The sequence below is a fragment of the Streptomyces sp. NBC_01261 genome (genome assembly GCF_036226385.1).
Classification (GTDB): domain Bacteria; phylum Actinomycetota; class Actinomycetes; order Streptomycetales; family Streptomycetaceae; genus Streptomyces.
Genome location: NZ_CP108463.1, coordinates 8,622,348 through 8,648,002, shown reverse-complemented (window position 1 = coordinate 8,648,002; position 25,655 = coordinate 8,622,348). Strand labels below are relative to the sequence as shown.

The 25,655-nt window shown below is 70.0% G+C and carries 20 protein-coding genes; 8 read left to right on the top strand and 12 right to left on the bottom strand.

The features are described 5' to 3' along the window. Positions 1–7 precede the first annotated feature (7 nt). Both OG226_RS38615 and OG226_RS38610 read right to left on the bottom strand, forming a co-directional pair. Entirely contained in the window at positions 8–1,822 is a 1,815-nt protein-coding gene (locus tag OG226_RS38615; protein ID WP_329351485.1) for an ABC transporter permease/substrate binding protein, read from the bottom strand. Beyond that, positions 1,815–2,900 carry a quaternary amine ABC transporter ATP-binding protein gene (locus tag OG226_RS38610; RefSeq protein ID WP_329351484.1) on the bottom strand — a complete coding sequence of 362 codons (1,086 nt, stop codon included), beginning with the start codon at positions 2,898–2,900 and terminating at the stop codon, positions 1,815–1,817. The genes OG226_RS38615 and OG226_RS38610 overlap by 8 nt, the downstream gene beginning before the upstream one ends. Positions 2,901–3,133: 233 nt before the next feature. Between OG226_RS38610 and OG226_RS38605 the strand changes: the two genes are divergently transcribed. Beyond that, on the top strand, positions 3,134–4,063 hold the full coding sequence (locus OG226_RS38605) for a 5'-3' exonuclease (RefSeq protein WP_329353643.1): 930 nt from the start codon (positions 3,134–3,136) through the stop codon (positions 4,061–4,063). Positions 4,064–4,152: 89 nt separating this feature from the next. Beyond that, positions 4,153–4,992 carry a siderophore-interacting protein gene (locus OG226_RS38600; protein WP_328684399.1) on the top strand — a complete coding sequence of 280 codons (840 nt, stop codon included), beginning with the start codon at positions 4,153–4,155 and terminating at the stop codon, positions 4,990–4,992. Positions 4,993–5,095: 103 nt separating this feature from the next. Here the strand turns inward: OG226_RS38600 and OG226_RS38595 are convergent, their stop codons facing one another. The 3 genes from OG226_RS38595 to OG226_RS38585 all read right to left on the bottom strand — a co-directional run bounded on the left by OG226_RS38595 (position 5,096) and on the right by OG226_RS38585 (position 7,689). Continuing rightward, on the bottom strand, positions 5,096–5,872 hold the full coding sequence (locus tag OG226_RS38595) for an ABC transporter permease (RefSeq protein WP_328684398.1): 777 nt from the start codon (positions 5,870–5,872) through the stop codon (positions 5,096–5,098). Then, positions 5,869–6,885, bottom strand: coding sequence for an ATP-binding cassette domain-containing protein (locus OG226_RS38590; protein WP_328684397.1), 1,017 nt, complete (start codon positions 6,883–6,885; stop codon positions 5,869–5,871). The genes OG226_RS38595 and OG226_RS38590 overlap by 4 nt, the downstream gene beginning before the upstream one ends. Positions 6,886–7,068: 183 nt before the next feature. Beyond that, entirely contained in the window at positions 7,069–7,689 is a 621-nt protein-coding gene (locus OG226_RS38585) for a PadR family transcriptional regulator (protein ID WP_328686562.1), read from the bottom strand. Positions 7,690–7,926: 237 nt separating this feature from the next. Between OG226_RS38585 and OG226_RS38580 the strand changes: the two genes are divergently transcribed. Further along, complete coding sequence (locus tag OG226_RS38580) at positions 7,927–9,483, top strand: amino acid permease (RefSeq protein WP_329351482.1); 1,557 nt, start codon at positions 7,927–7,929, stop codon at positions 9,481–9,483. 37 nt (positions 9,484–9,520) lie between these two features. Continuing rightward, positions 9,521–10,468 carry a pseudouridine synthase gene (locus OG226_RS38575; protein WP_329351481.1) on the top strand — a complete coding sequence of 316 codons (948 nt, stop codon included), beginning with the start codon at positions 9,521–9,523 and terminating at the stop codon, positions 10,466–10,468. Here the strand turns inward: OG226_RS38575 and OG226_RS38570 are convergent. The 6 genes from OG226_RS38570 to OG226_RS38545 all read right to left on the bottom strand — a co-directional run bounded on the left by OG226_RS38570 (position 10,462) and on the right by OG226_RS38545 (position 15,937). Further along, entirely contained in the window at positions 10,462–11,949 is a 1,488-nt protein-coding gene (locus OG226_RS38570; RefSeq protein WP_328684394.1) for a cytochrome P450, read from the bottom strand. The genes OG226_RS38575 and OG226_RS38570 overlap by 7 nt on opposite strands. Positions 11,950–12,001: 52 nt before the next feature. After that, a complete protein-coding gene (locus tag OG226_RS38565; protein WP_327405299.1) occupies positions 12,002–12,622 on the bottom strand; it encodes a GTP-binding protein in 621 nt (206 codons plus the stop codon). Beyond that, a complete protein-coding gene (locus tag OG226_RS38560) occupies positions 12,603–13,007 on the bottom strand; it encodes a DUF742 domain-containing protein (protein ID WP_328684393.1) in 405 nt (134 codons plus the stop codon). The genes OG226_RS38565 and OG226_RS38560 overlap by 20 nt, the downstream gene beginning before the upstream one ends. Next, a complete protein-coding gene (locus OG226_RS38555) occupies positions 13,004–13,411 on the bottom strand; it encodes a roadblock/LC7 domain-containing protein (protein WP_019066134.1) in 408 nt (135 codons plus the stop codon). The genes OG226_RS38560 and OG226_RS38555 overlap by 4 nt, the downstream gene beginning before the upstream one ends. Next, complete coding sequence (locus tag OG226_RS38550) at positions 13,408–14,994, bottom strand: sensor histidine kinase (protein ID WP_329351480.1); 1,587 nt, start codon at positions 14,992–14,994, stop codon at positions 13,408–13,410. The genes OG226_RS38555 and OG226_RS38550 overlap by 4 nt, the downstream gene beginning before the upstream one ends. A gap of 307 nt (positions 14,995–15,301) precedes the next feature. Further along, positions 15,302–15,937: a TetR/AcrR family transcriptional regulator gene (locus OG226_RS38545; protein ID WP_328684391.1), complete on the bottom strand. Its 636-nt coding sequence runs from the start codon at positions 15,935–15,937 to the stop codon at positions 15,302–15,304. 175 nt (positions 15,938–16,112) lie between these two features. On the opposite strand from OG226_RS38545, the gene OG226_RS38540 reads away from it, so the two are divergent. The 4 genes from OG226_RS38540 to atzF are packed head-to-tail and all read left to right on the top strand — an operon-like array spanning position 16,113 to position 22,725. Continuing rightward, entirely contained in the window at positions 16,113–16,937 is an 825-nt protein-coding gene (locus tag OG226_RS38540; protein WP_329351478.1) for an urea amidolyase associated protein UAAP1, read from the top strand. Continuing rightward, the gene (locus OG226_RS38535; RefSeq protein ID WP_329351476.1) at positions 16,934–17,533 is read left to right on the top strand and encodes an urea amidolyase associated protein UAAP2; all 600 of its coding nucleotides are present in this window, start codon (positions 16,934–16,936) and stop codon (positions 17,531–17,533) included. The genes OG226_RS38540 and OG226_RS38535 overlap by 4 nt, the downstream gene beginning before the upstream one ends. Further along, positions 17,530–21,039 (top strand): 5-oxoprolinase/urea amidolyase family protein, encoded by a 3,510-nt coding sequence (locus OG226_RS38530; protein WP_329351474.1) that lies wholly within the window; start codon positions 17,530–17,532, stop codon positions 21,037–21,039. Before OG226_RS38535 ends, OG226_RS38530 begins: the two co-directional genes overlap by 4 nt. A gap of 33 nt (positions 21,040–21,072) precedes the next feature. After that, complete coding sequence (atzF, locus tag OG226_RS38525) at positions 21,073–22,725, top strand: allophanate hydrolase (protein ID WP_328684387.1); 1,653 nt, start codon at positions 21,073–21,075, stop codon at positions 22,723–22,725. A gap of 63 nt (positions 22,726–22,788) precedes the next feature. On the opposite strand, the gene OG226_RS38520 is transcribed toward atzF, so the two are convergent. Further along, positions 22,789–25,653: a DEAD/DEAH box helicase gene (locus tag OG226_RS38520; protein ID WP_328684386.1), complete on the bottom strand. Its 2,865-nt coding sequence runs from the start codon at positions 25,651–25,653 to the stop codon at positions 22,789–22,791. Positions 25,654–25,655: the final 2 nt, after the last annotated feature.

Below are 25,655 nucleotides of genomic sequence, written 5' to 3'. Positions count from 1 at the left end.
TGTCAGGTCACCCGGCCGCCCGGTTCTTCGTGACCGGGGCCAACTGGTCGACGAGGCCCGGGTGTTGCTTCAGCCAGGTGCGCACGGCGTCCTGCTCCCCGCCCTTGCCGGACTTCTGGATCTGCGCCTCCAGACCGGTGAGCTGGGCCTCGGTCATCCTGAAGTCCTTCAGCCACCTGCCGACGTCGGGGTTGTCGTCGGCGAAGCCCTTGCGCGCCACGGTGTGCACGCCGTCGCCCTTGCCCCAGGCGCCCTTCGGGTCCTTGAGCTTCTTCAGCTCGTAGTCGCTGTACGCCCAGTGCGGCGACCAGAGCGTGACGACGATCGGCTGCTTCTTGGCGTACGCGCGCTTCAGCTCGGCCAGCATCGCCGGGGTGGAGCCGTCGACGACGTCGTAGGAGCCCTGGAGGCCGTAGTCCTTGAGGACCTTGGTCTTCAGGAGGCCCATCATTCCGGCGCTCGGTTCGATGCCGGTGACCTTCCCGCCGAACTCGGAGGCGTGGGTCTTGAGGTCCGCGAGGGTGTTGACGTCCTTCACGTACGACGGGACGGTCAGCTCCAGGGACGTCGAGCCGTACCAGCTGCCGAGGTCGTCGAGCTGCTTGCCGTACTTCTTCCAGTACTCGGCGTGCGTGGTGGGCAGCCAGGAGTCGGTCTGGAAGTCGACCTGGCCGGTGGAGAGGCCGGTGTAGAGCGGGCCCGCCGCGTACTGGGTGGTGGTCACCTTGTAGCCGCGCTCCTCCAGGATCTCCTTCCAGAGGAAGGTGGAGGCGATGCCCTCGTCCCAGGGGATGTAGCCGATGGTGATGTTCTTGCCCTTGCCGACGTCGTCGGCGGCGGTCGCCGTGGAGTCGGAGGAGGAGCCGAAGACGCCGACGCCGCTCGCCACCAGGGCGAGGACGACCACGCCGATCACCGCGAACGCGGGGCGCGGGCGGTAGTTCCACAGCTTGGCGCCGTCGGACACGCGGGCCTTGGCGGCGGCCCTGCGGCCGAGCGGGGAGATCTGGGTGCCGAGCGCGCTGGTCATCCGGTCGAGGTAGATCGCGAGGACCACGATGCCGACGCCCGCCTCGAAACCGAAGCCGATGTCGAGCTGGCCGATGGCCTCGTTGACGGCGCCGCCGAGACCGCCGGTGCCGACCATGCCGGCGATGACGACCATCGACAGGCCCAGCATGATGACCTGGTTGATGCCCGCCATGATCGTCGGGAGCGCGAGCGGCAGCTGGACGCGCAGCAGGGTGTCACGCGGTGAGGTACCGAACGCCTCGGCTGCTTCGACGAGTTCGGCGTCGACCTGACGGATGCCCAGCTCGGTCATGCGGACGCCGGGGGCGAGCGCGAAGATCAGGGTGGCGATCACGCCGGCGGACGTGCCGAGGCCGAAGAAGAGGATCGCCGGGATCAGCAGCACCATCGACGGCATCGTCTGGAGCAGGTCGAGGGCGGGCCGTACGACCGCGCTGACCGTCCTGGAGCGGGCCGCCCAGATGCCCAGCGGGATCGAGATCACCAAGGCGATGACGGTCGCCACGAGCACCAGGGCCAGGGTCGACATGGCCCGGTCCCACAGGTCGAGCGAGTCGATGAGCAGGAACCCGGCGAAGGCCAGGACACCGGCGACCAGCCCGCGCAGCCACCAGGCGATCACGGCGAGGATGCCCGCGAGGAGCAGGGGTTCGGGGGCGGTGAGGACCGCGTTGATGCCGTCGTACATGCCCTCGACGACCGTCTTGATCGCGTCGAAGAGCCAGGACATGTGGGCGAGGAGCCAGTCGACACCGGAGTCGACCCAGTCGCCGAGCGGGAGCCTAGGCATGGGCGGTCACCTTCTCGCCGCCGTCGCGCGGACTGACACAGGGGGTGGGTTCGTGCCGCTCGTCGCCGAGGAAGGCGACCAGACGCCGCCTGGGTACGACACCGACCAGCTCGTGGTCCTTGTCGAGCACCGCGACGGCGTGCGTGAGGCGGGCGCTGATCGCGCAGAGGTCGTTGAACGGCGTGTCCGGCGTCGCGGTCTCGCAGGCGCAGTCGGCCTCGTCGCCGCGCAGGTCGGTGTCCATGACGGAACTCGCGGTGAGGACCCGGGAGCGGTCGACGTCCTGGATGAAGGAGGAGACGTAGTCGTCGGCGGGGCGGACGAGGATGTCCTCCGCGGTGCCGGTCTGGACGATGCGGCCGTCGCGCATGACGGCGATGCGGTCGCCCAGGCGCATGGCCTCGTTGAGGTCGTGGGTGATGAAGACGATCGTCTTCTTCAACGACTTCTGCAGTTCCAGGAGTTGGTCCTGCATGTCCCGGCGGATCAGCGGGTCGAGGGCGCTGAACGACTCGTCCATGAGGAGCAGGTCGGCGTCGGTGGCGAGGGCGCGGGCCAGGCCGACGCGCTGCTGCATGCCGCCGGACAGCTCGTCGGGCCAGGAGTCCTCCCAGCCGGCCAGGCCGCACAGGGCGAGCGCCTCGCCGGCGCGGGCTTCGCGCTCGGCGCGGGGCACGCCCTGGACGGCGAGACCGTAGGCGGCGTTCTCGCGGACGCTGCGGTGCGGGAAGAGCGCGAAGTGCTGGAAGACCATGCTGATCTTGTGGGCGCGGACCTCGCGGAGTTCGCGGTCGACGAGCGCGGTCAGGTCCTGGCCGTCGAAGAGGACGCGGCCCGCGGTCGGCTCCAGGAGTCCGTTGAGCATCCGCAGGAGGGTCGACTTGCCGGAGCCGGACAGGCCCATGACGACGAAGATCTGGCCCGGTGCGACGGAGAAGGAGGCGTCGATGACGGCGGCGGTGGTGCCGTCGGCGCGCAGTTCCTCCCGGTCGGCTCCTTCGTGGAGCCGTTCGACTGCCTGGTCGGGTCGTCTGCCGAACACCTTGTACAGATGCTCGGCTTCTAGCCTGGCTGACACGCGTACCTCTCGATCGGGGGCAGGACGGGAGGCGACGGCGGGAGACCCGAAGGCCCCTCGACGGTTGAATGTGCAACCGGCGTCGCTCCGAGGCCGCGCCTTCCCAGGCTTCCCGCGCGCAAACACAGGAGTGGCCCAGCTCACCAGCCAGGGGTGTTCGCCCTTCCGGAGCCGGCGGTGTTGGTCCCTCCGGGTGACGGCGAGGGGTGATCGTGGCCCTGTCGTGCGGCATGATGCGAGGCGTGACCGGACGACTGATGCTCCTCGACACCGCCTCGCTCTACTTCCGCGCCTACTTCGGCGTCCCGGAGTCCGTGAAGGCGCCGGACGGGACGCCGGTGAACGCCGTGCGCGGGCTGCTCGAATTCATCGACCGCCTGGTCAAGGACCACCGCCCCGACCAGCTGGTCGCGTGCATGGACGCGGACTGGCGCCCGCAGTGGCGGGTCGACCTGATCCCCACCTACAAGGCGCACCGCGTCGCCGAGGTCCGCGCGAGCGGCCCGGACGCGGAGGAGGTGCCGGACACGCTCTCCCCGCAGGTGCCGATCATCGAGGCCGTCCTCGACGCCGTCGGCATCGCGCGCGTGGGCGTCGAGTCGTACGAGGCCGACGACGTGATCGGCACGTTCACGGCGCACGCCAAGGGCCCGGTCGACATCGTCACCGGCGACCGCGACCTGTACCAGCTCGTCGACGACGCCCGCGGTATCCGCGTCCTGTATCCGATCAAGGGCGTCGGCACGCTCCAGCTCACCGACGAGGCGTTCCTGCGCGAGAAGTACGGCGTCGACGGCCGCGGTTACGTGGACCTGGCGCTGCTGCGCGGCGACCCGAGCGACGGTCTGCCGGGCGTCCCCGGGATCGGCGAGAAGACGGCGGCGAAACTCCTCGCCGAGTTCGGTGACGTGCCCGGGATCATGGCCGCGATCGACGACCCCAAGTCCAAGCTGACCCCCTCGCAGCGCAAGCGCCTCGACGAGTCGCGGCCGTACGTCGCGGTCGCGCCAAAGGTCGTCCGGGTCGCCGACGACGTACCGCTGCCGGACGTCGATACGGCGCTGCCGCACGCCCCTCGTGACCCGGAGCTGGTGAGCGCGCTGGCGGAGCGCTGGGGGCTGGGCGGATCATTGCAGCGACTGCTCACCACGCTGAACGCATAAGCATTGTTCTTGCCCTCTCTTTCTTGCTTTTACCGAAGAATCTAGTGCTAACTTAGGTAAGCCTAAGAATGGGAACCTGGGAGGCCGTCATGGCAGAACGTCCGGCACGGAAGCCGCGTAAGCCCCACTCCGCGCAGGTCGTCCGCACCGAGCGCCTGACTCCCCACATGCAGCGCGTGGTGCTCGGTGGCGAGGGTCTGGCCGAGTTCTCGGCGGACACCTGCACCGACCACTACGTGAAGCTGCTGTTCCCGGCCGGGGGCGCGGTCTACCCCGAGCCCTTCGACGTGGAGCGCATCCGCGCCGAGTTCCCGCGCGAGCAGTGGCCGGTGACCCGCACCTACACCGTGCGGGCCTGGGACCCCGAGCACCGCGAGATGACCCTGGACTTCGTGATCCACGGCGACGAGGGCCTCGCCGGCCCGTGGGCGACCCGCGTCCAGCCGGGCGAGACCGTCCACTTCATGGGCCCCGGCGGCGCCTACGCCCCCGCCGCGGACGCCGACTGGCATCTGCTCGCCGGGGACGAGAGCGCGTTGCCCGCGATCGCCCGCGCCCTGGAGTCGCTGCCCGAGGGCGCCGCGGCGCACGCCTTCGTGGAGATCTCCGGCCCCGAGGAGGAGCAGAAGATCGCCTCCGCCGTCGAGGTCGTCTGGCTGCACCGCGGCGACCGCCCCGTCGGCGAGGCACTCGCCGAGGCCGTACGGGCGCTGGAGTTCCCGGAGGGCCGGATGCACGCGTTCGTACACGGCGAGGCGGCCTTCGTGAAAGACCTCCGCGCCCTGCTCCGCGTCGAGTTGGCAATCCCGCGCGAGGATCTCTCGATCTCCGGGTACTGGCGTCTGGGCCACAACGAGGACGGGTGGCAGGCGTCGAAGCGGGAGTGGAACGCGAAGATCGAGGCGGAGCAGGAAGGCGTTGCCGCGTAGGTGCGCCCATGGGGGTGCCACGACGGACCGTTGGCGTGTGCGGCACCGTCGTGGCTGGTTGCGCAGTTCCCCGCGCCCCTTTGGGGCGCTTGTTTCGGGGCGCTCACACCGACCGTTGGTATGACCTGAATGTGCGGATCGACAGCCATACCGCTGCCACCGCGAGGCCCAGTAGCGCGCCGCCCCGGCTGAGGACGTCGCCCCAGTCGGGGCGCTCGCTCATCGCTGAACGGCCCGCCACCATCGCCCAGTTGAGTGGGTTGAAGTCGGCGATGTGCCGCATCCACGAGGGCATCTGGGACGGTGCCATGAAGGCGCTGGACAGGAACGTCAGCGGCAGCAGCAGGAAGGTGTTGATGCCGATGATCGACTCCCGTTGCTGCACCAGCATGCCGAGCGCGTTGGACAGTGCTCCGAAGATGGTCCCCAGGAGCACGGAGGCCACCACCAGGATCGCGATGCCGCCGATGCCGCCCGGGTAGTCGGCGCCGCCGAGCAGGCCGAGCAGCACGATGATCGCGGACTGGAGCGCGGTGACGAGGCCGTTGTTGACGACGTTGCCGTTCATCAGCGCGGCCCGGCTGACCGGAGTGGTCAGGAAGCGGTTCAGCGTGCCGCGCTGGATCTCCTCCAACGTGCCCATACCCGCCCACATGTTGGAGCTGAGGGCGCTCATCACGACCACGCCCGGGACCAGGTAGTCCAGGTACGAGGTGGTGCCGAAGCCGCCGAGTTCGACGACCTTCTTGAAGAGGTTGCCGAACAGGAACAGCCAGATCACCGGCTGGATGAGGGTGATGATCGCGAAGGCGGGCTGCCGTGCGAACACCATGAGTTGACGCTGCGTCATGTACCAGGTCTGCGAGACGGCGGTGCTCATCGCGCACCTCCGGCGACCGCGAGCTTCCCGGTGCCGTTCGCGTCGGCCTCCGAGTAACGGCGGCCCGCGTAGCGGAGATAGACGTCGTCCAGCGAGGGACGGGCGACGGTCGCGCTGGCGACCCCGACGCCGGCCCGCTCGAACGCCGCCAGCAGGACGGGCATCGCGGCCGCTCCGTCGTCGGCGCGGGCACTGACCCGGCGCCCGTCGACCAGCACCTCGCGTACGCCCGGCAGTCCGACGAGGGTGTCCCGCAGCAGCGTACGACCGGTGTCGCCGACCCCTTCCCGCAGCTCCAAGTGGACCGCGTCACCGCGGAGTTCACCCTTGAGCGAGTCGGGGGTGCCCTCCACGACGACCCGGCCGCGGTCGACGATCGCGATGCGCTCGGCGAGCCGGTCGGCCTCTTCGAGGTAGTGCGTGGTGAGCAGGATGGTCAGCCCCTCCTCCCCCGCCAGCCGGCCGATCTCGTCCCACATCGCGGTGCGGGCCTCCGGGTCGAGGCCGGTGGTGGGTTCGTCGAGGAAGAGCACCTCGGGCCGGTGCACCAGGCCGAGCGCCACGTCCAGGCGGCGGCGCATACCGCCGGAGTAGCCCTTCACCGGACGCTTCGCGGCGTCGGCGAGGGCGAAGCGGTCGAGGAGCTCGTCCACCCGCCCCGTGAGGGCGTTGCCCCTCAATCCGTAGAGCCTGCCCTGGAGTTGGAGGTTCTCGCGGCCGGTCGCCGTCGGGTCGGCGCCGGAGTTCTGGGCGACCACGCCGATCGCGCGGCGGACCCGGTCGGGGTGGCGCAGCACGTCGTGGCCGGCGACGGTGGCCGTGCCGGAGTCGGGCCGGGCGAGGGTGGTGAGGATCTTGACGGTGGTGGACTTGCCGGCGCCGTTCGGCCCGAGGAGGCCGAAGACGGTGCCGGGCTCGACGGTGATGTCCATGCCGTTGAGGGCGGTGACATCGCCGGAATAGGTCTTGATCAGTTGACGCGCCTCGACCGCGGGCGCACGGGTACTGCCCATGACAGCTCTCCAAAGAACGAGCGGATGTGCGATGTGAAAGATCACGACTGATCCGCGTGAAGAGCGCCCGGCTATCCTGGGTGTGCCGCACCTCGATCGCCTGGCTTCGCCGCACGGCGGGTCAGTTCGGGGTTCGTGACCCCGGCGGGGCTGCTCCAACAGCCCGGTCGGGGTTCTTCGTGTCTAGGTGAACTCCGTCGGCAGTTCCCCCGTCTCGTGGAAGTGGCGCCAGCCCTCGACGCCGGGCAGTGAGCCCTTCTTGATCTCGTCGACGAGACCCCGGATCCACTCCGCCTGCGCCTGGACCATGTGCAACTGGTACTCGCTCTCCACCAGGAAGAGCCGGGGCAGCGTCTCGTACAGCTTCTCCAGCGCACCGCGCGCGCTCGCCGCCTGGAGATCGAGGTTCTGCACCCGCTCCTCAAGGAGCCGTACCACCTCGTCGGGGTGGATGACCCCGACGAGCGGGAGCGCGGTCTCGAAGATCGGGAACTCCTTGACCGGCACGGCCAGCAGGTCGGAGAGCCACTCGACGGCTTCCTCGCGTCCGGCGTCGGTGATGCCGTAGACCGTGCGCTCGGGGCGGTTGCCCTGTCGCTCCACGTCGGTGACCTCGACGAAGCCGTGTTTCTCCAGGTTCTGCACGACCGTGTAGAGCGAGCCGTAGTTGATCTTCGTGGTGCTGTCCTTGCCCTGGCGGCGCAGGGTCCGGGCGATCTCGTACGGATGCATCGGGCCCTGCCAGAGGGTGACCAGCACGGTGAGAGCCAGCGGGTTGCCGAGCTTGCGGCGCTTGGGCGGCATGGTCATACCTCGCATCCGAATATCCGTGGCCGAACATATCGCGAGTGCGCGGCGAGCGTCAATACACACGATGTATCGCGTATTGGCCTCGACGGCAAGAGCGTGAGGACTTAGGCCCGTCGCGGACACGGCGGCGTGACGCGGCCGAAACAGCCCCTCCCTAATTTCTGTCACCCGACAGGAATTCAGCTGTCGCCGTCAGGATTCCGCTCTCCTGCGCCGAAGGCAGGTGCCGCCGTGACCACAACAGCCCCCTCCGACATACGCCCCGACCCACCCCACTCCCCCTCCCCCGCCTCCGACGACGGCTCCCTCGCGGAGTTCGGCTACCGCCAGGAGCTGCACCGCAGCCTCGGCCGGTACGCGTCGTTCGCGGCCGGTTTCTCCTTCATCTCCGTACTGACGACCGTCTTCCAGTACTTCGCCTTCGGGTACGCGTTCGGCGGCCCCGTCTTCTTCTGGGCCTGGCCGATCGTGCTGGCCGGCCAGCTCCTGGTGGCCGCCTGCTTCGCGGAACTGGCCGCGCGCTACCCGATCTCGGGCGCGATCTACCAGTGGTCGTCACGCCTCTCCAACGCGACCTTCGGCTGGTTCGCGGGCTGGATCATGGTGATCGGCCAGATCGTGGTGGTGGCGGCAGCGGCGCTGGCCCTCCAAATGGTGCTGCCGGCGATCTGGTCGGGCTTCCAGCTGGTGGGCACGGACCCTGCCCCCACTTCCCCCGACGGCGCGGCCAACGCGGCGGTCCTCGGCGTGATCCTGCTGGTCCTGACGACGCTGGTGAACATCCTCGACAACCGCGTGATGTCGGTCATCAACCGGGTCGGCGTGACGGCGGAGATCATCGGCGCGATCCTGATCATCGTCCTCCTCCTGACCCACTCGAAGCGCACCCCGACCATCACCTTCCACACCACCGGCAGCCTGGAGGGCGGACTCCTCGGCGCCCTGCTCGTCGGCTCGTTCACGGCGGCGTACGTGATGATCGGCTTCGACAGCGCGGGCGAGATGAGCGAGGAGACCCACAACCCGCGCCGCACCGCGCCCCGCACGATCCTCACCGCGCTCACCGCGGCGGGCCTGCTCGGCGGCCTGATCATCCTCGGCGGCCTGCTCGCCGCCCCCAGCCTGACCGACGGCCACCTCGGCGTCGACGGCCTCAGCTACGTCCTCACGAGCAGCCTCGGCGACGGCGTCGGCAAGGCCCTGCTGGCGGACGTGGTGGTGGCGATAGCGGTAGCCACCCTCGCCATCCAGACGGCGGCCTGCCGCATGCTCTTCTCGATGGCCCGAGACGGCCAACTCCCCTTCTCCGCACGCCTGTCCAAGGTCAACCCCCGCACCGGCATGCCCAGCGCCCCGGCCATCGTCGTAGGCATCCTCTCGGCCACCCTGCTCCTCCTCAACTTCGCCTCCCCGGACGCCTTCCTCGCCATCGGCACCACCTGCATCGTGATGCTGTACCTGGCCTACGCGATGGTGACGGGCCCGCTCCTGCTCCGCCGCGTGCGCGGCGAGTTCGAGGTCGACGGCACGGACGAGACGGGCGCGCGCCTCTTCTCCCTGGGCCGGTGGGGGGTACCGGTCAACGCGCTGGCGCTGCTCTACGGCCTCGTCATGACGGTCAACCTGGCGTGGCCGCGGGCCGCTGTGTACGACCCGGCGGGTGGGCACTGGTACTTCCAGTGGTTCACGGTGTTGTTCCTGGTCGTGACGGTGGGGGCGGGATTCGGGTTCCGGGCGTACCGCGCCCGTTCGGTCGCGGAGGAGGTTCCCGAAGCGGTCCCCGCATGACCTGGCGACCTGGCCCGACCGCCTACCCTTGATCGCAATGACCCGAAAACGCCGTATCCCGCCCTCTCCCCTCCCCCAACGCGACGGAGTCGACCCGGTGCGGGTCCGCCTGCCCCCCGAAGAGTCCTGGGCCACCGTGCGCGAGTACCTGGTGGACCGGCTCTCGGGGGCGGGCGACGGGGTCGTCGATCGAATGATGGACGACGGGCTGTTCGTCGGGGTCGACGGGGCGAGCGTGGCCGGGTTGCCGTACGCAGCCGGGATGTTCGTGTGGTTCCACCGGGAGCTGCCCGTCGAAGTGCCGGTGCCTTTCGCCGTGGATGTCGTGTACCGCGACGAGCACATCGTCGTCGCCGACAAGCCGCACTTCCTCGCGACCACCCCGCGGGGCAGTCATGTCGTCGAGTCGGCGTTGGCGCGGCTGCGCAGGGAGTTGGGGATTCCGGCGCTCGGAGCCGCGCACCGGCTCGACCGACTCACCGCGGGGCTCGTGCTGTTCACGGTGCGGCCCGAGGAACGGAGCGCGTACCAGGCGCTGTTCCGGGAGAAGCGGGTGCGGAAGGAGTACGAGGCCGTCGCGCCGTACGACTCCGGGCTGGACCTGCCGACCACCGTGCGGTCCCGGATTCTCAAGGAGCGCGGAGTGATGGCCGCCCAGCAGGTCGAGGGTGAGGTCAATGCCGTCAGCCGGGTCGAGTTGGCCGAGCGGCGTGGCGACGGGCTCGCCCGGTACCGGCTCGTGCCCGGTACCGGGCAGACTCATCAACTGCGGGTCCACATGAGCGCGTTGGGTGTGCCCATCCTCGGTGATCCGCTGTATCCCGTGGTGACCGGCCCCGTGCCGGACGGTGATTTCCGGCGGCCGCTCCAACTGCTGGCGCGGGCGCTGGAGTTCACCGATCCGGTCACGGGGGCCGAGCATCGGTTCCGTAGCGGGCGGGTGCTCGAAGCCTGGGCCTCGTACGAGGACTGGGCCGGTCAGTAGCCCCGCCACCACCTCAAGAACCGCTGCCACGCGCCGAGTTGGTGTACCGGCTCCGGCGTCGCCACCGGCTCCGGCGGCGCTGTCGGCTCGGCGGCCCGGGGCGTCGGCGCCGATGTCGGCGCCGGGTCGGACAGCATGCCGACGTGCCAGGTGTGACGGGGTTGCGGAACCGCCGCGTGGCCCGGCTTCTCCGAGACGTCCTGCGGGGGCTTCGGGGCGAACTGCACCGGCAGCTCCACCAGGTGACGGGAGGCGATCGACGCCGTCCAGCTCAACTCGTCCTCGTCGCAGTCGAGTTCGATGTCCGGCAGCCGCATCAGCAGCGCGTCCACCCCGGTGTCGGCGATGGCGCGGCCGATGTCCTGGCCGGGACACTCGTGCGGGCCGCCGCCGAAGGCCAGGTGGGAGCGGTTGCCCATCATGTTGGCCTTGAGGTCGGGACGTACCCGGGGGTCCACGTTGCCCGGCGCCGGTGCGAAGAGCAGGCCGTCGCCCTTGCGGATGCGCTGGCCGCCCAACTCCGTGTCCTGCTTGGCGAAGTAGGCGAAGACGGTACTGAACGGCGGCTCGTCCCACAGGGACTGCTCGACCGCCTCCGGCACCGTCATCTGCCCGCCGTTGAGCTGGGCGCGGAAGCGCGGGTCGGTGATGACCATGCGCAGCGCGTTGGCGAGGAGGTTGGTGGTGGCCTCGTAGGCGGCGAAGAGGACGAGCCGCAGGTGCTCCCTGACCTCGTCGTCGCTGAGCCCCGCCGGGTGCATGACGAGGTGGCTGGTGAAGTCGTCGGCGGGCTCGGCCCGGCGCAGCGCGGTGAGCCGGCTGAGCGCGTCCATGACGTACTGGTGGCTGGCGATCGCGGTCGCGGAGCCCTTGAGGGCGTCGCGGGCCGCCTCCACCATCTGCTCGTTGTACTCGTCGGGCATGCCGAGGATCTCGCACAGCACGGCCATCGGCAGGTGCTCGCAGAACTGGCCGACGAGTTCGGCGTGGCCCTGCTCGCAGAAGGTGTTGGCGAGGATCTGGGTGTAGCGGTTGATGTGCCGGCGGATGCCGCGCGGGTCGATGGTCGACATGGCGCCGGTGACCGCGCCGCGCAGCCGCAGGTGCTCGTCGCCCTCGGCGTGCGAGGCGATGGGCTGCCAGGCGATGTGCGGCATCAGCGGGTGGTCGGGCTTGACCATGCCCTCGCGCAGCGGCGTCCAGACCCGGCTGTCCCGGCTGAACTGCGAGGGCGTACGCACCATGTGGAGGTTCTCGGTGTGGCCGAGGACGACCCAGATCGGCACGTCGTCGTGGAGCAACACCGGTGCCACGGGGCCGTGTTCGGCGCGGAGCTTCTCGTAGAGGGCGCCCAGGTCCGCCGCTTCGGGGCCGTACAGCCGGTGCAGTCCCCCGGGCCCCTGGCCGTGCGCGGGGCAGCCGGGGGGCGGGCCGAGCCCGGTGTCGTCCGTATCGGTCGGGGAGTGGTGTTCAGGCGTCACGGTGATCGCTCCGAAAACTGAAGTGGATCCGGTGTCGGGGGAGTTGGGCGGGTCAGGTCAGTGAGCCCGTCATCGCCAGGGAGTGCAGGAAGCGCATCAGGGTCATCAGGACGTCCCGGCTGGAGGCACGGCGGCGCGCGTCGCACTCGATGATGGGGATGTCCGGCGACAGGTCGAGCGCCGTACGCAGGTCCTCGATGGGGTAATGCGGGCCGTCCGGGAAGGAGTTGACCGCGATCACGAACGGCACCCCGCGCTCCTCCAGCCGTCCTATGACGTCGAAGCTGACTTCGAGGCGCCGCGTGTCGATGAGCACCACCGCGCCGAGCGCGCCCTCGAACAGCCCGTTCCACAGGAACCAGAAGCGTTCCTGGCCGGGGGTGCCGAACAGGTACAGCACCAGTTGGTCGGTGATGCTGATACGGCCGAAGTCCATCGCGACGGTGGTGGCCGTCTTGCTCTCGGAGCCGTAGTTGTCGTCGACGCCGACGCCGGCCTGCGTCATGGTCTCCTCGGTGGTCAGCGGCCTGATCTCACTGACCGACCCGACCATGGTCGTCTTGCCGACCCCGAAGCCGCCGACGATCACGATCTTCACCGCGGCCTGGGCCGTGTGCGGGAGATGGTCCTCGGTCCGAGGGCCCGTGACGGTGTCAGAGCTTTTGAAGTCCATGCATCACCGCTTCGAGGAGGGAACGGTCGGGGAGCGCCTGGCGGACGATCGGGGCGCGCGCCTGCACCAGTTCGGCCGTCAGCAGCTCGGTGAGCAGGACGGTCACCACGCTGTACGGCAGGTTGAGGTAGGCCGACAGCTCGGCCACGGACAGCGGGGCGATGCAGAGCCCGAGCAGGGCCGCCTGCTCCGGAGTGGCCGACTGCGGCGCGTCGGAACGCGCCACGATCAGCGTGACCAGGTCGAGTTCGGCCCGGTCACCGTCCTCGGTCGCGCCGGTGAGCACGTACAGCCGCTCCGGGATCCTTCCTTCGCCCTGCTTCTTGGCGGGCTCGGGCGGCGGTCCATCCTTCGGATGTCGCCGCTGGCGTTGCGGAGGAGTCATACGGTCTGCCCGTTGCGCCTCGGCGGGCTGGTGAGGTGGGCGCCGATTCTGACGACGAGGTCACGCATGCGGTTGCTCATCAGGCCGGGTTCGGCGACGACGTCGGAGAGTACCGCCAGGTAGGCGTTGGCGCCCGCGGCCATCAGATAGAAGTAGCCGCCGTTGATCTCGATGATGACCATCTTCATCCGGCCGTCGCTGCCCGGGATCTCGGAGGCCACGGCACCCGCCAGGCTCTGCAGTCCGGCACAGGCCGCGGCCACGCGGTCGGCCGCGTCGGGGTCGCCGCCGTAGCGGGCGATGCGGAGTCCGTCGGCGGAGAGCACGACGATCTGCTGGATGCCGGGCACGCCGTCGGCGAGATCCTTGAGCATCCAGTCGAAGTTGGCTCGCTGCTGGATCACTTGAGGTCCCCCTCGTCGTCGGCCTCGACTCGGGCCGGCTCGGTCTTCTGGGTGAAAGCGGTCGGGTCGGGGTCACCCTTGAGGCCTTCCATGAACGCCTCGACCCACAGGCCCGGTTCGGGTTCGTCCTTCTTCTCCGGCTCGGGCTCGGGCGTGCCCCAGGCGGAGCGGGCCTCTTGTGCGGCGGCCTCGGCGCGCTCGGCGGCGGCCTGTTCGGCGTACCGCTGGGCGAGCGGCACCTTGACCCGGCTGCGGCGCTGCGGCAGACCGCCCGCCGTCCACTCGGTGACCTCGGGAACCTCGTCCTCCATGCTCACCGAGGCCGGGATGCGCGGGCTCGTGGGGCGGCGCCGCTTGATCGTGCGCTTGGGGCCGTCGACCGCGCCGAGTTCGGCCTTGGGCATGGCGGTGGCGCCGATGCCGTGGGCGAGTCCGGGCGCGGTGCCGGGGGTGAGCATCTCGCTGGGCACGATGAGGACGGCGCGGACGCCGCCGTAGGCCGAGGCGCGCAGCGAGATCTGCATGTTGTACGTCGCGCAGAGCCGGCCGACGACCTGGAGGCCCAGGCGCGGACTCTCACCGAGGTCCTGGAGGTCGGTACCGGCCTTGGCGCGCTCCAGCATGCCCTCGGCGCGGGCCCGCGACTCCTCGCTGAGGCTGACGCCGCCGTCCTCGATCTCGATGGCGACACCGGTCTGCACCTCTACGGCGGTGACGTGCACCTTGGTCTGCGGAGGCGAGTAACGGGTGGCGTTGTCGAGGAGTTCGGCCGCCGCGTGGATGACCGGCTCGACGGAGATGCCGCGGATGTTGACCTTGGCGATGGAGTGCAGCTCGATGCGGCGGTACTCCAGGATGCGGGACATGGCGCCGCGCAACACGCTGTACAGCGGCACCGGTTCGGGCCACTGGCGGCCGGGGCGGCCACCGCCGAGCACCGAGATGGAGTCGGCGAGACGGCCGATCAGCGCGGTGCCGTGGTCGATGCGCAGGAGGTCGTCGAAGACCTCGGGGTTACGGCCGTGGTCCTCCTCCATCTCCCGGAGTTCCTTGGCCTGTTGGTGGACGATGGCCTGCACACGGCGGGCGATGCTGACGAAGGAGCGCTGCGCGGAGTCACGCATGTTCTCCTCGCGCTGCACGATGTTGAGCACGGTCCTCAGCAAGTCGCGCTGCGGCTTGGGAAGTTGCCGCCAGTCGGGATCCGCGTCGACGACTTGGCGAATCACCTCTCCGGGGGATTCTCCACTGCTGAGCCGGTACAGCGTGGCGGGCAGGATCTCCTGGCCGAGGCGGACCATCTCCAGGCTCTGGTCGGCGAGCCGCCGTTCCAGATACGCGGTGTGACGGTCGTGCTCGACGCGCAGGTTCCGCAGGTTGCGTCCGCGGCGGACGGCTTCGGCCGCCGTCACGATCACCAGAAGGGTGGCGACGGCTCCGCACCAGCCGACGGCGATCCGGGCAGGCCCCGCCACCAGGGCGACGGCGGCCCCGGTCGCCGCGGCCATCACTATGGCAGGCGGCAACAGCACGCGCGCGTAGGGAAGTTCACGGCCACCGGGGGGCGATTGAACACTCACCATGTATGCCCTCTAAAGACAGGTCGGCTGGGGGGATCGGGAGACTCTGGGGGGAGACTCCGAGGGAGCTTCTGTATCTTTTGCATGTTTGGGAACAAGCGCACGAATACAGCCCAACTCGGTGCGCTGCGGGCGAGCTTAGTCCGACCGGATCACCGCTGTGTCATATTCAGCAAGCCCCTGAAAAGGGACACGGAAGAGGAGTACTCTCAGCCCATTTACACGCTGAGGCTTCATTCGCACACAGTGAGTCACGACGCATGGACATACGAATATCACTCACCGTAACGAGTGAAGCATCCGTTCCGGATCAACTTCCGGCGATGCGCAGCGCGGCGTCGGCCGTCGCCTCCGCGAAGGCGGACACCGGCCGCTCGGGGTCGGAGCGGTGCACGAGGATGACGCCCTCGATCAGCCCGAACACCAGATCCGTCCGCAGTTCCAACTCGCTCTTCGCGAGCGCGCCACCGGCGGCGGTCGCGGCGAGCAACTGCCGGTAGGCGTCCTTGAGTTCGGCACGTACGGCATGAAATCCGGCGAAACGCTCGGCGCGCACTTCGGGCAGCAGATACAGCCCGCCGAGGTTGTGCGAACCGCCGCACAACAGCTCGACGTCGGTACGGCACAGCTCCCACAGCCGGCCCTCGGCCGGGGTCGCGTCGTCCGCCAGGAGCTCCCGGGCGCACGTCAGCGAGGGCGTGACCGTGGACTCCAGAAGGTCCGCGAGCAGTTCCTCCTTGCCGGAGACGTAGTGGTACATCGACGCCTGCCGCATGCCCGCGCGCTCGGCGACGGCCCGGGTGGTGGTGGCCGCGTAGCCCCGGGTGGTGAACAGCTCGGCGGCGGCGGAGAGGAGTTCGGCACGCGGTTCGAGTCCGCTGTCCGGCCGCTGATCGGCCCGCGGCCTGCCGACCCGACGGCCCCCCTGCGCACCCGTTGTCCCCATGCGTTCGATCCTCGCACACGGCCCCGGACCACGGATGCCCGGCGATCTTCGTGAGGGCTCGGTAACCGAGCGGCAACACCCGGGCAACCCCGGCGACCCGCCCGCCTCCTAATTTCTGTCGAGCGACAGAAATGCCGCACGCCCACGACGTCCCCGCAGCCGGAGGTCCCCCGCGATGGCGACAGCGACCACTTACGGAGCCCGCGACCACGCCCGCGCCCAGGAGGGCGGGCGGGCCGAGGCGATGCCCGTCGTCCCGGCCGGCGACTGGCCGGCCCCGCCCTGCGAGGCGGGCCACCTGGTGTGGGCCGAGACCGTCGCGGGCGGCAACTACACCCACCGCGTCCTGGCCCGCGGCACCGAACTCCGCCTGACCGACCTGCGCGGCGACGCCTGCGCCCACCTGCTCCTGTACGCGGCCGACCGCCCCTGGGAGCGTCTGAACGTCGCCGACACGGTCAAGGTCCAGTGGAACGCCTACCTCGGCGAGGGCCGGCTCCTCCTCTCCGACCAGGGCCGCGTCCTCGCCTCCCTCGTCGCCGACACCTCCGGCCGCCACGACGCGCTCTGCGGCACCTCCACCCTGGTCCGCAACACCGAGCGCTACGGCGACGGCACCCCGCAGTCCGACTCCCCCGCAGGACGCGAGCTGTTCAAGCTCGCCGCCGCCAAGAACGGCCTGGAACCACGCGACTTGCCGCCCTCGCTCTCCTTCTTCCAGGGCGTCGAGATCCGCGACGACGGCTCCCTCGACTTCACCGGCTCGACCGGCCCCGGCGGCAGCGTGACCCTGCGCGCCGAGCAGGACGTGACGGTACTGATCGCGAACGTGCCGCATCCGGCCGACCCGCGCGACGACTACGTCAACTCCCCGCTGGAGGTGCTCGCTTGGCGCGCCGAGGCCACCAAGCCGGGCGACCCGCTGTGGGAGGCCACGCCCGAGGGCCGTCGCGCGTTCCTCAACACCACGGAATTCCTTGTCGCAAGGGGGCTCGCATGAGCACGACCGTCGTTCCCGCCCGCGCCGCGTGGTCCGCCGTCATCCGCACGGGCGAGACCCTCACCATCACCGACCTGCACGGCAACCAGGCCGTCGACTTCCTCGTCTACGACGCCCACGACACGTCCGTCCGCTACAGCGCCCCCGACACCATCCACGCCCAGGGCAGCCTCTTCCTCACCACCGGCAGCGTGCTGATGTCCAACGAACACACCCCGCTGATGACCGTCACGGACGACGAGGTCGGCCGCCACGACACGGTCGGCGGCGCCTGCTCCAAGGAGTCCAACGCCCTGCGCTACGGCCACCACACCTGGTCGCAGCACGCGTGCGTGGACAACTTCCTCGCGGAGGGCGCCCGTTACGGCCTCGGCAAGCGCGACCTGGTCTCCAACATCAACTGGTACATGAACGTGCCGGTCGAGAAGGACGGCACCCTGGGCATCGTCGACGGCCTCTCCGCGCCGGGCCTCAAACTGGCCCTGCGCGCCGAACGCGACGTCCTGGTCCTGGTCTCCAACTGCCCCCAGATCAACAACCCTTGCAACGGCTTCGAACCGACGGCCGTCGAGATGACCATCGGGGTCCCGGAATGACCTTCGACACGCTGCTGATCGCCAACCGGGGCGAGATCGCCGTCCGCGTCATCCGCACGGCCCGCGAACTCGGCCTGCGCACGGTCGCGGTGTACTCCGACGCCGACCGCTCGGCACCCCACGTCCGGCTCGCCGACGAGGCGGTACGACTCGGCCCGGCCCCCGCCAAAGAGTCGTACCTGGACGCCGACTTGGTCCTCAAGGCGGCCAAGGACACGGGCGCGGGCGCGATCCACCCCGGCTACGGTTTCCTCTCCGAGGACGCGGCCTTCGCGCGCCGCTGCGAGGACGCCGGCATCGTGTTCGTCGGACCGACACCCGCACAACTGGACCTGTTCGGCGCCAAACACACAGCACGAACAGCGGCCGAGGCGGCGGGCGTCCAACTGGCACCGGGCACAGGCCTGTTGGCGGACCTCGACGAAGCGCTCACCCAAGCCGCCCTGATCGACTACCCCGTCATGCTCAAGGCGACCGGCGGAGGCGGCGGCATCGGCATGTCGGCCTGCCACTCCCCCGCCGAACTCACCGAGTCCTGGGAGCGCGTGCAACGCGTCGCCGCCGCCTCCTTCTCCTCCGCCGGCGTCTTCCTGGAACGCCTCGTCGAGCACGCCCGCCATGTCGAGGTACAGGTCTTCGGCGACGGGGAGGGCAAGGTCGTCACCTTCGGCGACCGCGACTGCTCTCTCCAACGCCGCAACCAGAAGGTGGTGGAGGAGGCCCCCGCACCGGGCCTCCCCGACCACATCCGCACCCGACTGGCCGCCTCCGCTCGCGACTTGTGCGCCTCGGTCGGCTACCGCTCCGCCGGCACCGTCGAGTTCGTCTACGACGCGACCCGCGAGGAGGCCTACTTCCTGGAGGTCAACACCCGTCTCCAGGTGGAACATCCGGTCACCGAGGAGATCTACGGCGTCGACCTGGTCGCCTGGATGCTACGGCTGGCCCAGGGCGAGTCCGGCGTCGTCCGCGACCCCGGCACCCCGCGCGGCCACGCCGTCGAGGCCCGCGTCTACGCCGAGGACCCGTCCCGCGAACACCGGCCCAGCGCGGGCCTGTTGACCCGGGTCGAGTTCCCGGACGGCGTACGCGTCGACGGCTGGGTGGAGACCGGCACCGAGGTGACCACGTCGTACGACCCGATGCTCGCGAAGGTCATCGCCTACGGCCCCGACCGCGCCCACGCGCTCCAACGCCTCGACGAGGCACTGGCCCGCACCCGCGTCGACGGTATCGAGACGAACCTCGGACTGGTCCAAGCGGCGCTGGCCGAACCGGACTTCGGAGCGGCCACCCACTCCACGGCGACCCTCGCCACCGTCACCGACCCGACCCCCCGCATCGAGATCGTCTCCGGCGGCACCCTCACCACGGTCCAGGACTGGCCCGGCCGCACCGGCTACTGGCAGGTCGGCGTGCCCCCGTGCGGCCCGATGGACGACCTCTCCTTCCGCCTCGGCAACCGCGCGCTCGGCAACGAGGAAGGCACCCCCGGTCTCGAATGCACCCTCCAGGGGCCGACGTTGAGGTTCACCCACGCCACCACGCTGTGTGTGACGGGCGCCCCGGCACCGGTGACGATCGACGGAACGCCGGTCCCGCAGTGGGAGCCGGTGACGGTACCCGCGGGCGCGTCCCTGGAGATCGGCGCCCCGGCCGAACACGGCCTGCGCACCTACGTGTTGTTCGCGGGCGGCCTGGACGTCCCCTCCTTTCTCGGCAGCGCGAGCACCTTCACCCTGGGCCGCTTCGGCGGCCACGGCGGCCGGGCCCTGCGCACCGGCGACGTCCTGCACGGCGGCACGATCACCGAGGGCACACCCGTGGCCACCGCCGACCGCCCCGCCTTCGGCGCCGTCTGGGACGTGGCAGCGGTCGAAGGCCCGCACGCCGCACCGGAGTTCTTCACCGAGGACGACATCCGCGACTTCTACGCGGCCGACTGGAAGGTCCACTTCAACTCGGCCCGCACGGGCGTCCGCCTGGTCGGCCCGAAGCCCCGCTGGGCCCGCACCGACGGCGGCGAGGCGGGCCTGCACCCGTCCAACATCCACGACACCCCGTACTCGGTCGGCGCCGTCGACTACACGGGCGACATGCCGGTCCTCCTGGGCCCCGACGGCCCGTCCCTCGGCGGCTTCGTCTGCCCGGCGACGGTCATCAGCCAAGAGCGCTGGAAACTGGGCCAGTTCAGGCCCGGCGACACGGTCCGCTTCGCCCCGGTGAACGTCGACGGCTCGCTCCGCCCCGACATCGTGGACGGCGGAATCCTGGCCAGGGACGGAGACGTCACCTTCCGCCGCAGCGGCGACGACAACCTCCTCGTCGAATTCGGCCCCATGCAACTGGACTTGGCGCAACGCATGCGGGTCCACGCCCTGATGGAGGCGGTGACGGCGGCCGACTTCGAGGGCGTCACGGACCTCACCCCAGGCATCCGCTCCCTCCAGATCCAAACGGACCCGAGCCGTCTCCCCCAGTCCGAACTCCTCACATCCGTAAGGAAGATCGCGGCGGCACTCCCACCCACCGACCAACTGATCGTCCCCTCCCGCACGGTCCACCTCCCCCTCTCCTGGGACGACCCGGCAACGCGCGAGGCGATCGCCCGCTACATGGCCGGCGTCCGCGACGACGCCCCTTGGTGCCCCTGGAACATCGAGTTCATCCGTCGCGTGAACGGCCTGGACTCGGTCGAGGACGTCTACAGCACGGTCTTCGACGCGGAATACCTCGTACTGGGCCTGGGAGACGTCTACTTGGGAGCACCCGTGGCCACCCCCCTGGACCCCCGCCACCGCCTGGTGACGACGAAATACAACCCGGCCCGCACCTGGACGGCCGAGAACTCGGTCGGCATCGGCGGGGCGTATCTCTGCGTCTACGGGATGGAGGGCCCCGGCGGCTACCAGTTCGTGGGCCGTACGACCCAGGTGTGGTCGGGCTGGCAACAGCGCGGCGCGTTCGAGCAGGGCTCCCCCTGGCTCCTCCGCTTCTTCGACCGCATCAAGTGGTACCCGGTGGAGCCGGACGAACTCCTCGAACTCCGGGCCGACATCACCTCCGGCCGCTTCGTCCCACGCATCGAGGAGGGCACGTTCTCACTCGCCGAGTACGAGGCGTTCCTCGCCGAGAACGCCGAGTCCATCGGGGAGTTCAGGTCCCGCCAGCAGACCGCGTTCGGCACGGAACGCGATGCCTGGGAGGCGGCGGGCGAGTTCACCCGGGCACAGGCGGCAGCCGCCCCGGCCCCACCGCAGGCCGAGGTGACGGTCCCGGCCGGGGGACGCCTGGTGGAGGCCGAATTCGCCGCTTCCGTATGGCAGTTGAACGTGAAGCCCGGCGACGAAGTGACGGCGGGCCAACCTCTCCTGGCCCTGGAGGCGATGAAGATGGAGTCCAGGGTCCACGCGCCCATGGCCGGCGTGGTGACCGAGATCCTGGCCAGGCCCGGCGACCAGGTCGAGGCGGGCACGGCGTTGCTGGTCCTGGCCCCCGCAAGCTGAACCTCAAGCCGAACCGCAAGGAGCACAAGAGCGATGTCGACCACCGTGTCCCGAGTCCGCGCCGCCTACGCCCGCATCGAGGCGGTGGACCGCCCGGAGATCTGGATCGACCTACGCCCGCAGCCGGACGTCGAGTCCGAGGCGAGGGCAATCGACGAGCGCGTATCGGCAGGCGAGCAACTCCCGCTCGCAGGCCGCCTGCTCGCGGCCAAAGGCAACATAGACGTCCATGGCCTCCCCACCACGGCAGGCTGCCCGGCATACGCCTACACTCCCGAGGCCGACGCCCCGGTGGTGGCCCGCCTCCGCGCGGCAGGCGCGATCGTGCTCGGCACCACGAACCTCGACCAGTTCGCCACGGGCCTGGTCGGCACCCGCTCCCCGTACGGCGCGGTCCGCAACGCCCACGACCCGGAGCGGATCAGCGGCGGCTCCAGTGCCGGTTCGGCGGTCGCCGTGGCCCTGGGCCTCGTCGACTTCGCCCTCGGCACCGACACGGCGGGCTCGGGCCGGGTCCCCGCCGCGTTCAACGGCATCGTCGGCCTGAAGCCCACCCGGGGCCTGGTCCCGACGACGGGCGTGGTCCCGGCCTGCGCCTCCATCGACTGCGTGACGGTCTTCGCCCGGACCCTCCCCGAGGCCGAACAGGCCCTGTCCTTCATGACCTCCCCACCTGCCCGCGCCCTCCCGCCCCTCCCCCAACGAGCGCCGGGCCCCTGGCGCGTAGCGGTCCCCCCACGAGACCAGCTGGGCGAACTGGACGAGGGCTGGGCGGAGGCCTACGAGGAGGCGGTCACCCGCCTGTCCGACGCGGGCGCCGAGATCCGCACCCTGGACCTCACCCCGTTCACGGAAGCGGCGGCGATGCTCTACGAGGGCGCGTTCGTGGCGGAGCGCTACACAGCCGTAGGGGCATTTGTCGACAAGGCGATCGCGTCCGGCGCCGAGGGCCTGGACCCCACGGTCACCGGCATCATCACCCGAGCCCGGGACATCCCGGCCCACCAGCTGTACGCGGACGGGGAACGCCTGGCCGCCCTCCGCGCCCGAGCCCTCTCCGAACTGGCCGACGCGGACGCCCTGTTGCTCCCGACGGCTCCGGGCCACCCGACCCTGACCGAGGTAGCGGCCAACCCCTTGGGCGCGAACGCCCGCCTGGGCCGCTTCACCAACTCCACCAACCTCTTCGACCTGGCGGCGGTGGCCATCCCGTCGAGCGAGGTGAACGGCCTCCCCTTCGGCGTGATGCTGATCGGCCCGACGTTCACGGACGACCGCCTGGCCCAGATCGCCCGCGACCTGAACCCAACGGTCCAACTGGCGGTCGTAGGAGCCCATTTGACGGGCCAGCCCCTGAACCCCCAACTCCTGTCCCTGGGCGCCACCTTGGACCGCACGACCACAACGGCCCCGGTTTACCGCCTGCACGCCCTGACAACAACTCCGCCCAAGCCGGGCTTGGTTCACGTCGGCGAGGGCGGAGCGGCGATAGAGACAGAGGTATGGCGCCTACCGGCAGCGGGCCTGGGCCGCCTGCTGGCGACCCTGCCCCGCCCGATGACACTGGGAAGCGTGGAACTGGCAGACGGCACAAGGGTCCCGGGCTTCCTGTGCGAGCCCGGTGCGCTGTCCGACGCAGAGGACATCACCAAATACGGCAGCTGGCGAACTTACCTGGACCGGTAGCTTTCAGGGGGGCGGGGAACTGCGCGACCAGCCACAGTCAACCCGCACCCGCCAACCGAACCGTCACCCCACAGACGAGTACGCCACAACCCCCCGCAGCAACAACTCCACAGCCTTACGCGCATTCTTCGCCACGGTAGAAGTCGCCTCGCCCCCAGTAACCGGCGCCGCAGCAGAAATCTGCCCCAGAACATCGATCACCTGCTTACACCACCGAACAAAGTCCCCGGCAGGCATCTCAACCTCCCGAAGCACCTCGTCCAACCCCTTCCCACTGGCCCACATATACGCGGCCCAGGCAAACCCAAGATCAGGCTCCCGCTGCCCGACCCCCTCGGTCTGAGTGATCCGGAAGTCCTCCTCAAGGGCGTCAAGCCGCCCCCAGATCCGCACCATCTCCCCGAGCGCGGCCTTGGCCGCACCCGACGGCACCTTGGGAACAGTCGCGTCGTCACTGACCCGCGCCTCGAACACCAACGCCGAGACACACGCGGCGAGTTCAGCAGGAGCAAGCCCCTCCCAAACCCCCTCCCGCAGACACTCGCTGGCGAGCAGATCCAGCTCGCCGTACAGCCGGGCCAACCGCTTCCCGTGCTCGGTGACCTCGTTGCCCCGCAGGTAGTCCAGGTCGGTCAGCAGCGCGACGATCCGGTCGAAGGTGCGGGCGATCGTGTTGGTCCGCCCCTCGATCCGCCGCTCCAACTGCGTGGTGTCCCGCTGCAGCCGGTGATACCGCTCGGCCCAACGCGCGTGATCCTCACGGTCGCTGCACCCATGACACGGATGCGCCCGGATCGCCGTGCGCAACTGCGCGATCTCCCGGTCGTCCGCGGCCTGCGAGCGCTGCTTGCGGGCCCGCTCCGGCGGAATGTGCCCGGCCTTGGTGCGCAGCGCGGAGGCGAGGTCCCGACGGGACTGCGGGGAACGGGCGTTGAAGGACTTCGGGATGCGCATCCGGTCCAACGCCTCGACGGGGACGGGGAAGTCCATCGACGCGAGCCGCTTGACCTGCCGCTCGACGGTCAGGACCAGCGGACGCGGCCCGTCGTGCTGCTCGAAGCCGCGATGGCCGTTGGACCGGCCTGCGGGCAGTCCCGGGTCCAACACGAGCGCCAGACCCGCGTACTTGCCGGTCGGGACGTGGATGACATCTCCCGGCTTGAGCTTCTCCAGCGCCACGGCGGCCTCGGCGCGCCGTAGCGCCACGCCCTGCCGGGCCAGCTCGGTCTCGCGGTCCTTGAGCTCGCGGCGCAGCCGCATGTAGTCGTCGAAGTCGCCCAGGTGGCAGGTCATGGAGTCCTTGTAGCCCTCCAGGCCCTCCTCGTTGCGCTGCACCTGCCGCGAGATCCCGACGACCGACCTGTCCGCCTGGAACTGCGCGAAGGACGTCTCCAGCAGCTCCCGCGACCGGTGCCGCCCGAACTGCTCGACGAGGTTGACCGCCATGTTGTACGACGGCTTGAAACTGGAACGCAGCGGGTACGTGCGCGTGCCGGCCAGTCCCGCGAGGTGCTCGGGGCTGATCCCGCGCTGCCACAGGACGACGGCGTGACCCTCGACATCGATGCCGCGGCGGCCGGCCCGTCCGGTCAACTGGGTGTACTCGCCGGGGGTGATGTCGGCGTGCTGCTCGCCGTTCCACTTGACGAGCTTCTCCAGCACCACCGAGCGCGCGGGCATGTTGATGCCGAGCGCGAGGGTCTCCGTGGCGAACACGGCCTTCACGAGCCCGCGCAGGAACAGCTCCTCCACGACCTCCTTGAACGTCGGCAGCATGCCCGCGTGGTGGGCCGCGATGCCGCGCTCCAGGCCTTCCAGCCACTCGTAGTACCCGAGGACGTGCAGGTCCTCGTCGGGAATGGACGCCGTGCGCTCCTCGACGAGCGCACGCACCCTCTCCCGCGCCTCGTCGTCGTTGAGCCGCAGCCCGGCGTACAGACACTGTTGTACGGCGGCCTCGCAGGCGGCGCGGCTGAAGATGAACGTGATGGCGGGCAGCAGGTCCTCGTTGTCCAGCCGCTCGATGACCTCGGGGCGGCCCGGTGTCCACACCCGTGAACGCGATCTGCGCTCCCGCTCCCGGTCGGCCTCGCGCATGGCACGGCCGCGCTTGCGGTCCTGGTACGAGGGGCGCTGGGCCTCCATGCGGGCCAGGCGGGTGAGGTCGGGGTTGACGGCCTTCTTGTTGCCCTCGCCCTCCTCGAAGAGGTCGTACATCCGCCGCCCGGCGAGCACGTGCTGGAACAGTGGCACGGGTCGGTGCTCGGAGACGATCACCTCGGTGTCGCCGCGGACGGTGTCGAGCCAGTCGCCGAACTCCTCGGCGTTCGACACGGTCGCCGACAGGGAGACCAGGGTCACCGACTCGGGGAGGTGGATGATCACCTCTTCCCATACGGCGCCGCGGAAGCGGTCGGAGAGGTAGTGCACCTCGTCCATGACCACGTAGCCGAGGCCGAGGAGGGTCTGCGAACCCGCGTACAGCATGTTGCGCAGCACCTCGGTGGTCATCACGACCACCGGGGCTTCGGAGTTGACGCTGTTGTCGCCGGTGAGCAGGCCGACCTTGTCCGCGCCGTAGCGGCGGCAGAGGTCGGCGTACTTCTGGTTCGACAGTGCCTTGATGGGGGTCGTGTAGAAGCACTTCTTGCCCTGCTGGAGGGCGAGGTGGACGGCGAACTCGCCGACGATCGTCTTGCCGGAGCCGGTGGGCGCCGCGACCAGCACGCCCTTCCCCGCTTCGAGCGCCTGGCAGGCCTCGATCTGGAAGGGGTCGAGACCGAAGTCGTACATCTCGCGGAAGTCCGCGAGCGCGGTGGCCTGCTCGGCTGCCCGCAGGCGGGCTGCCGCGTACCGCTCGGCCGGGGAGAGGTCCTCTGTCATCGTGCTTTCGAGCGTACCGGGCGCCACTGACAACAGGACGATCATTA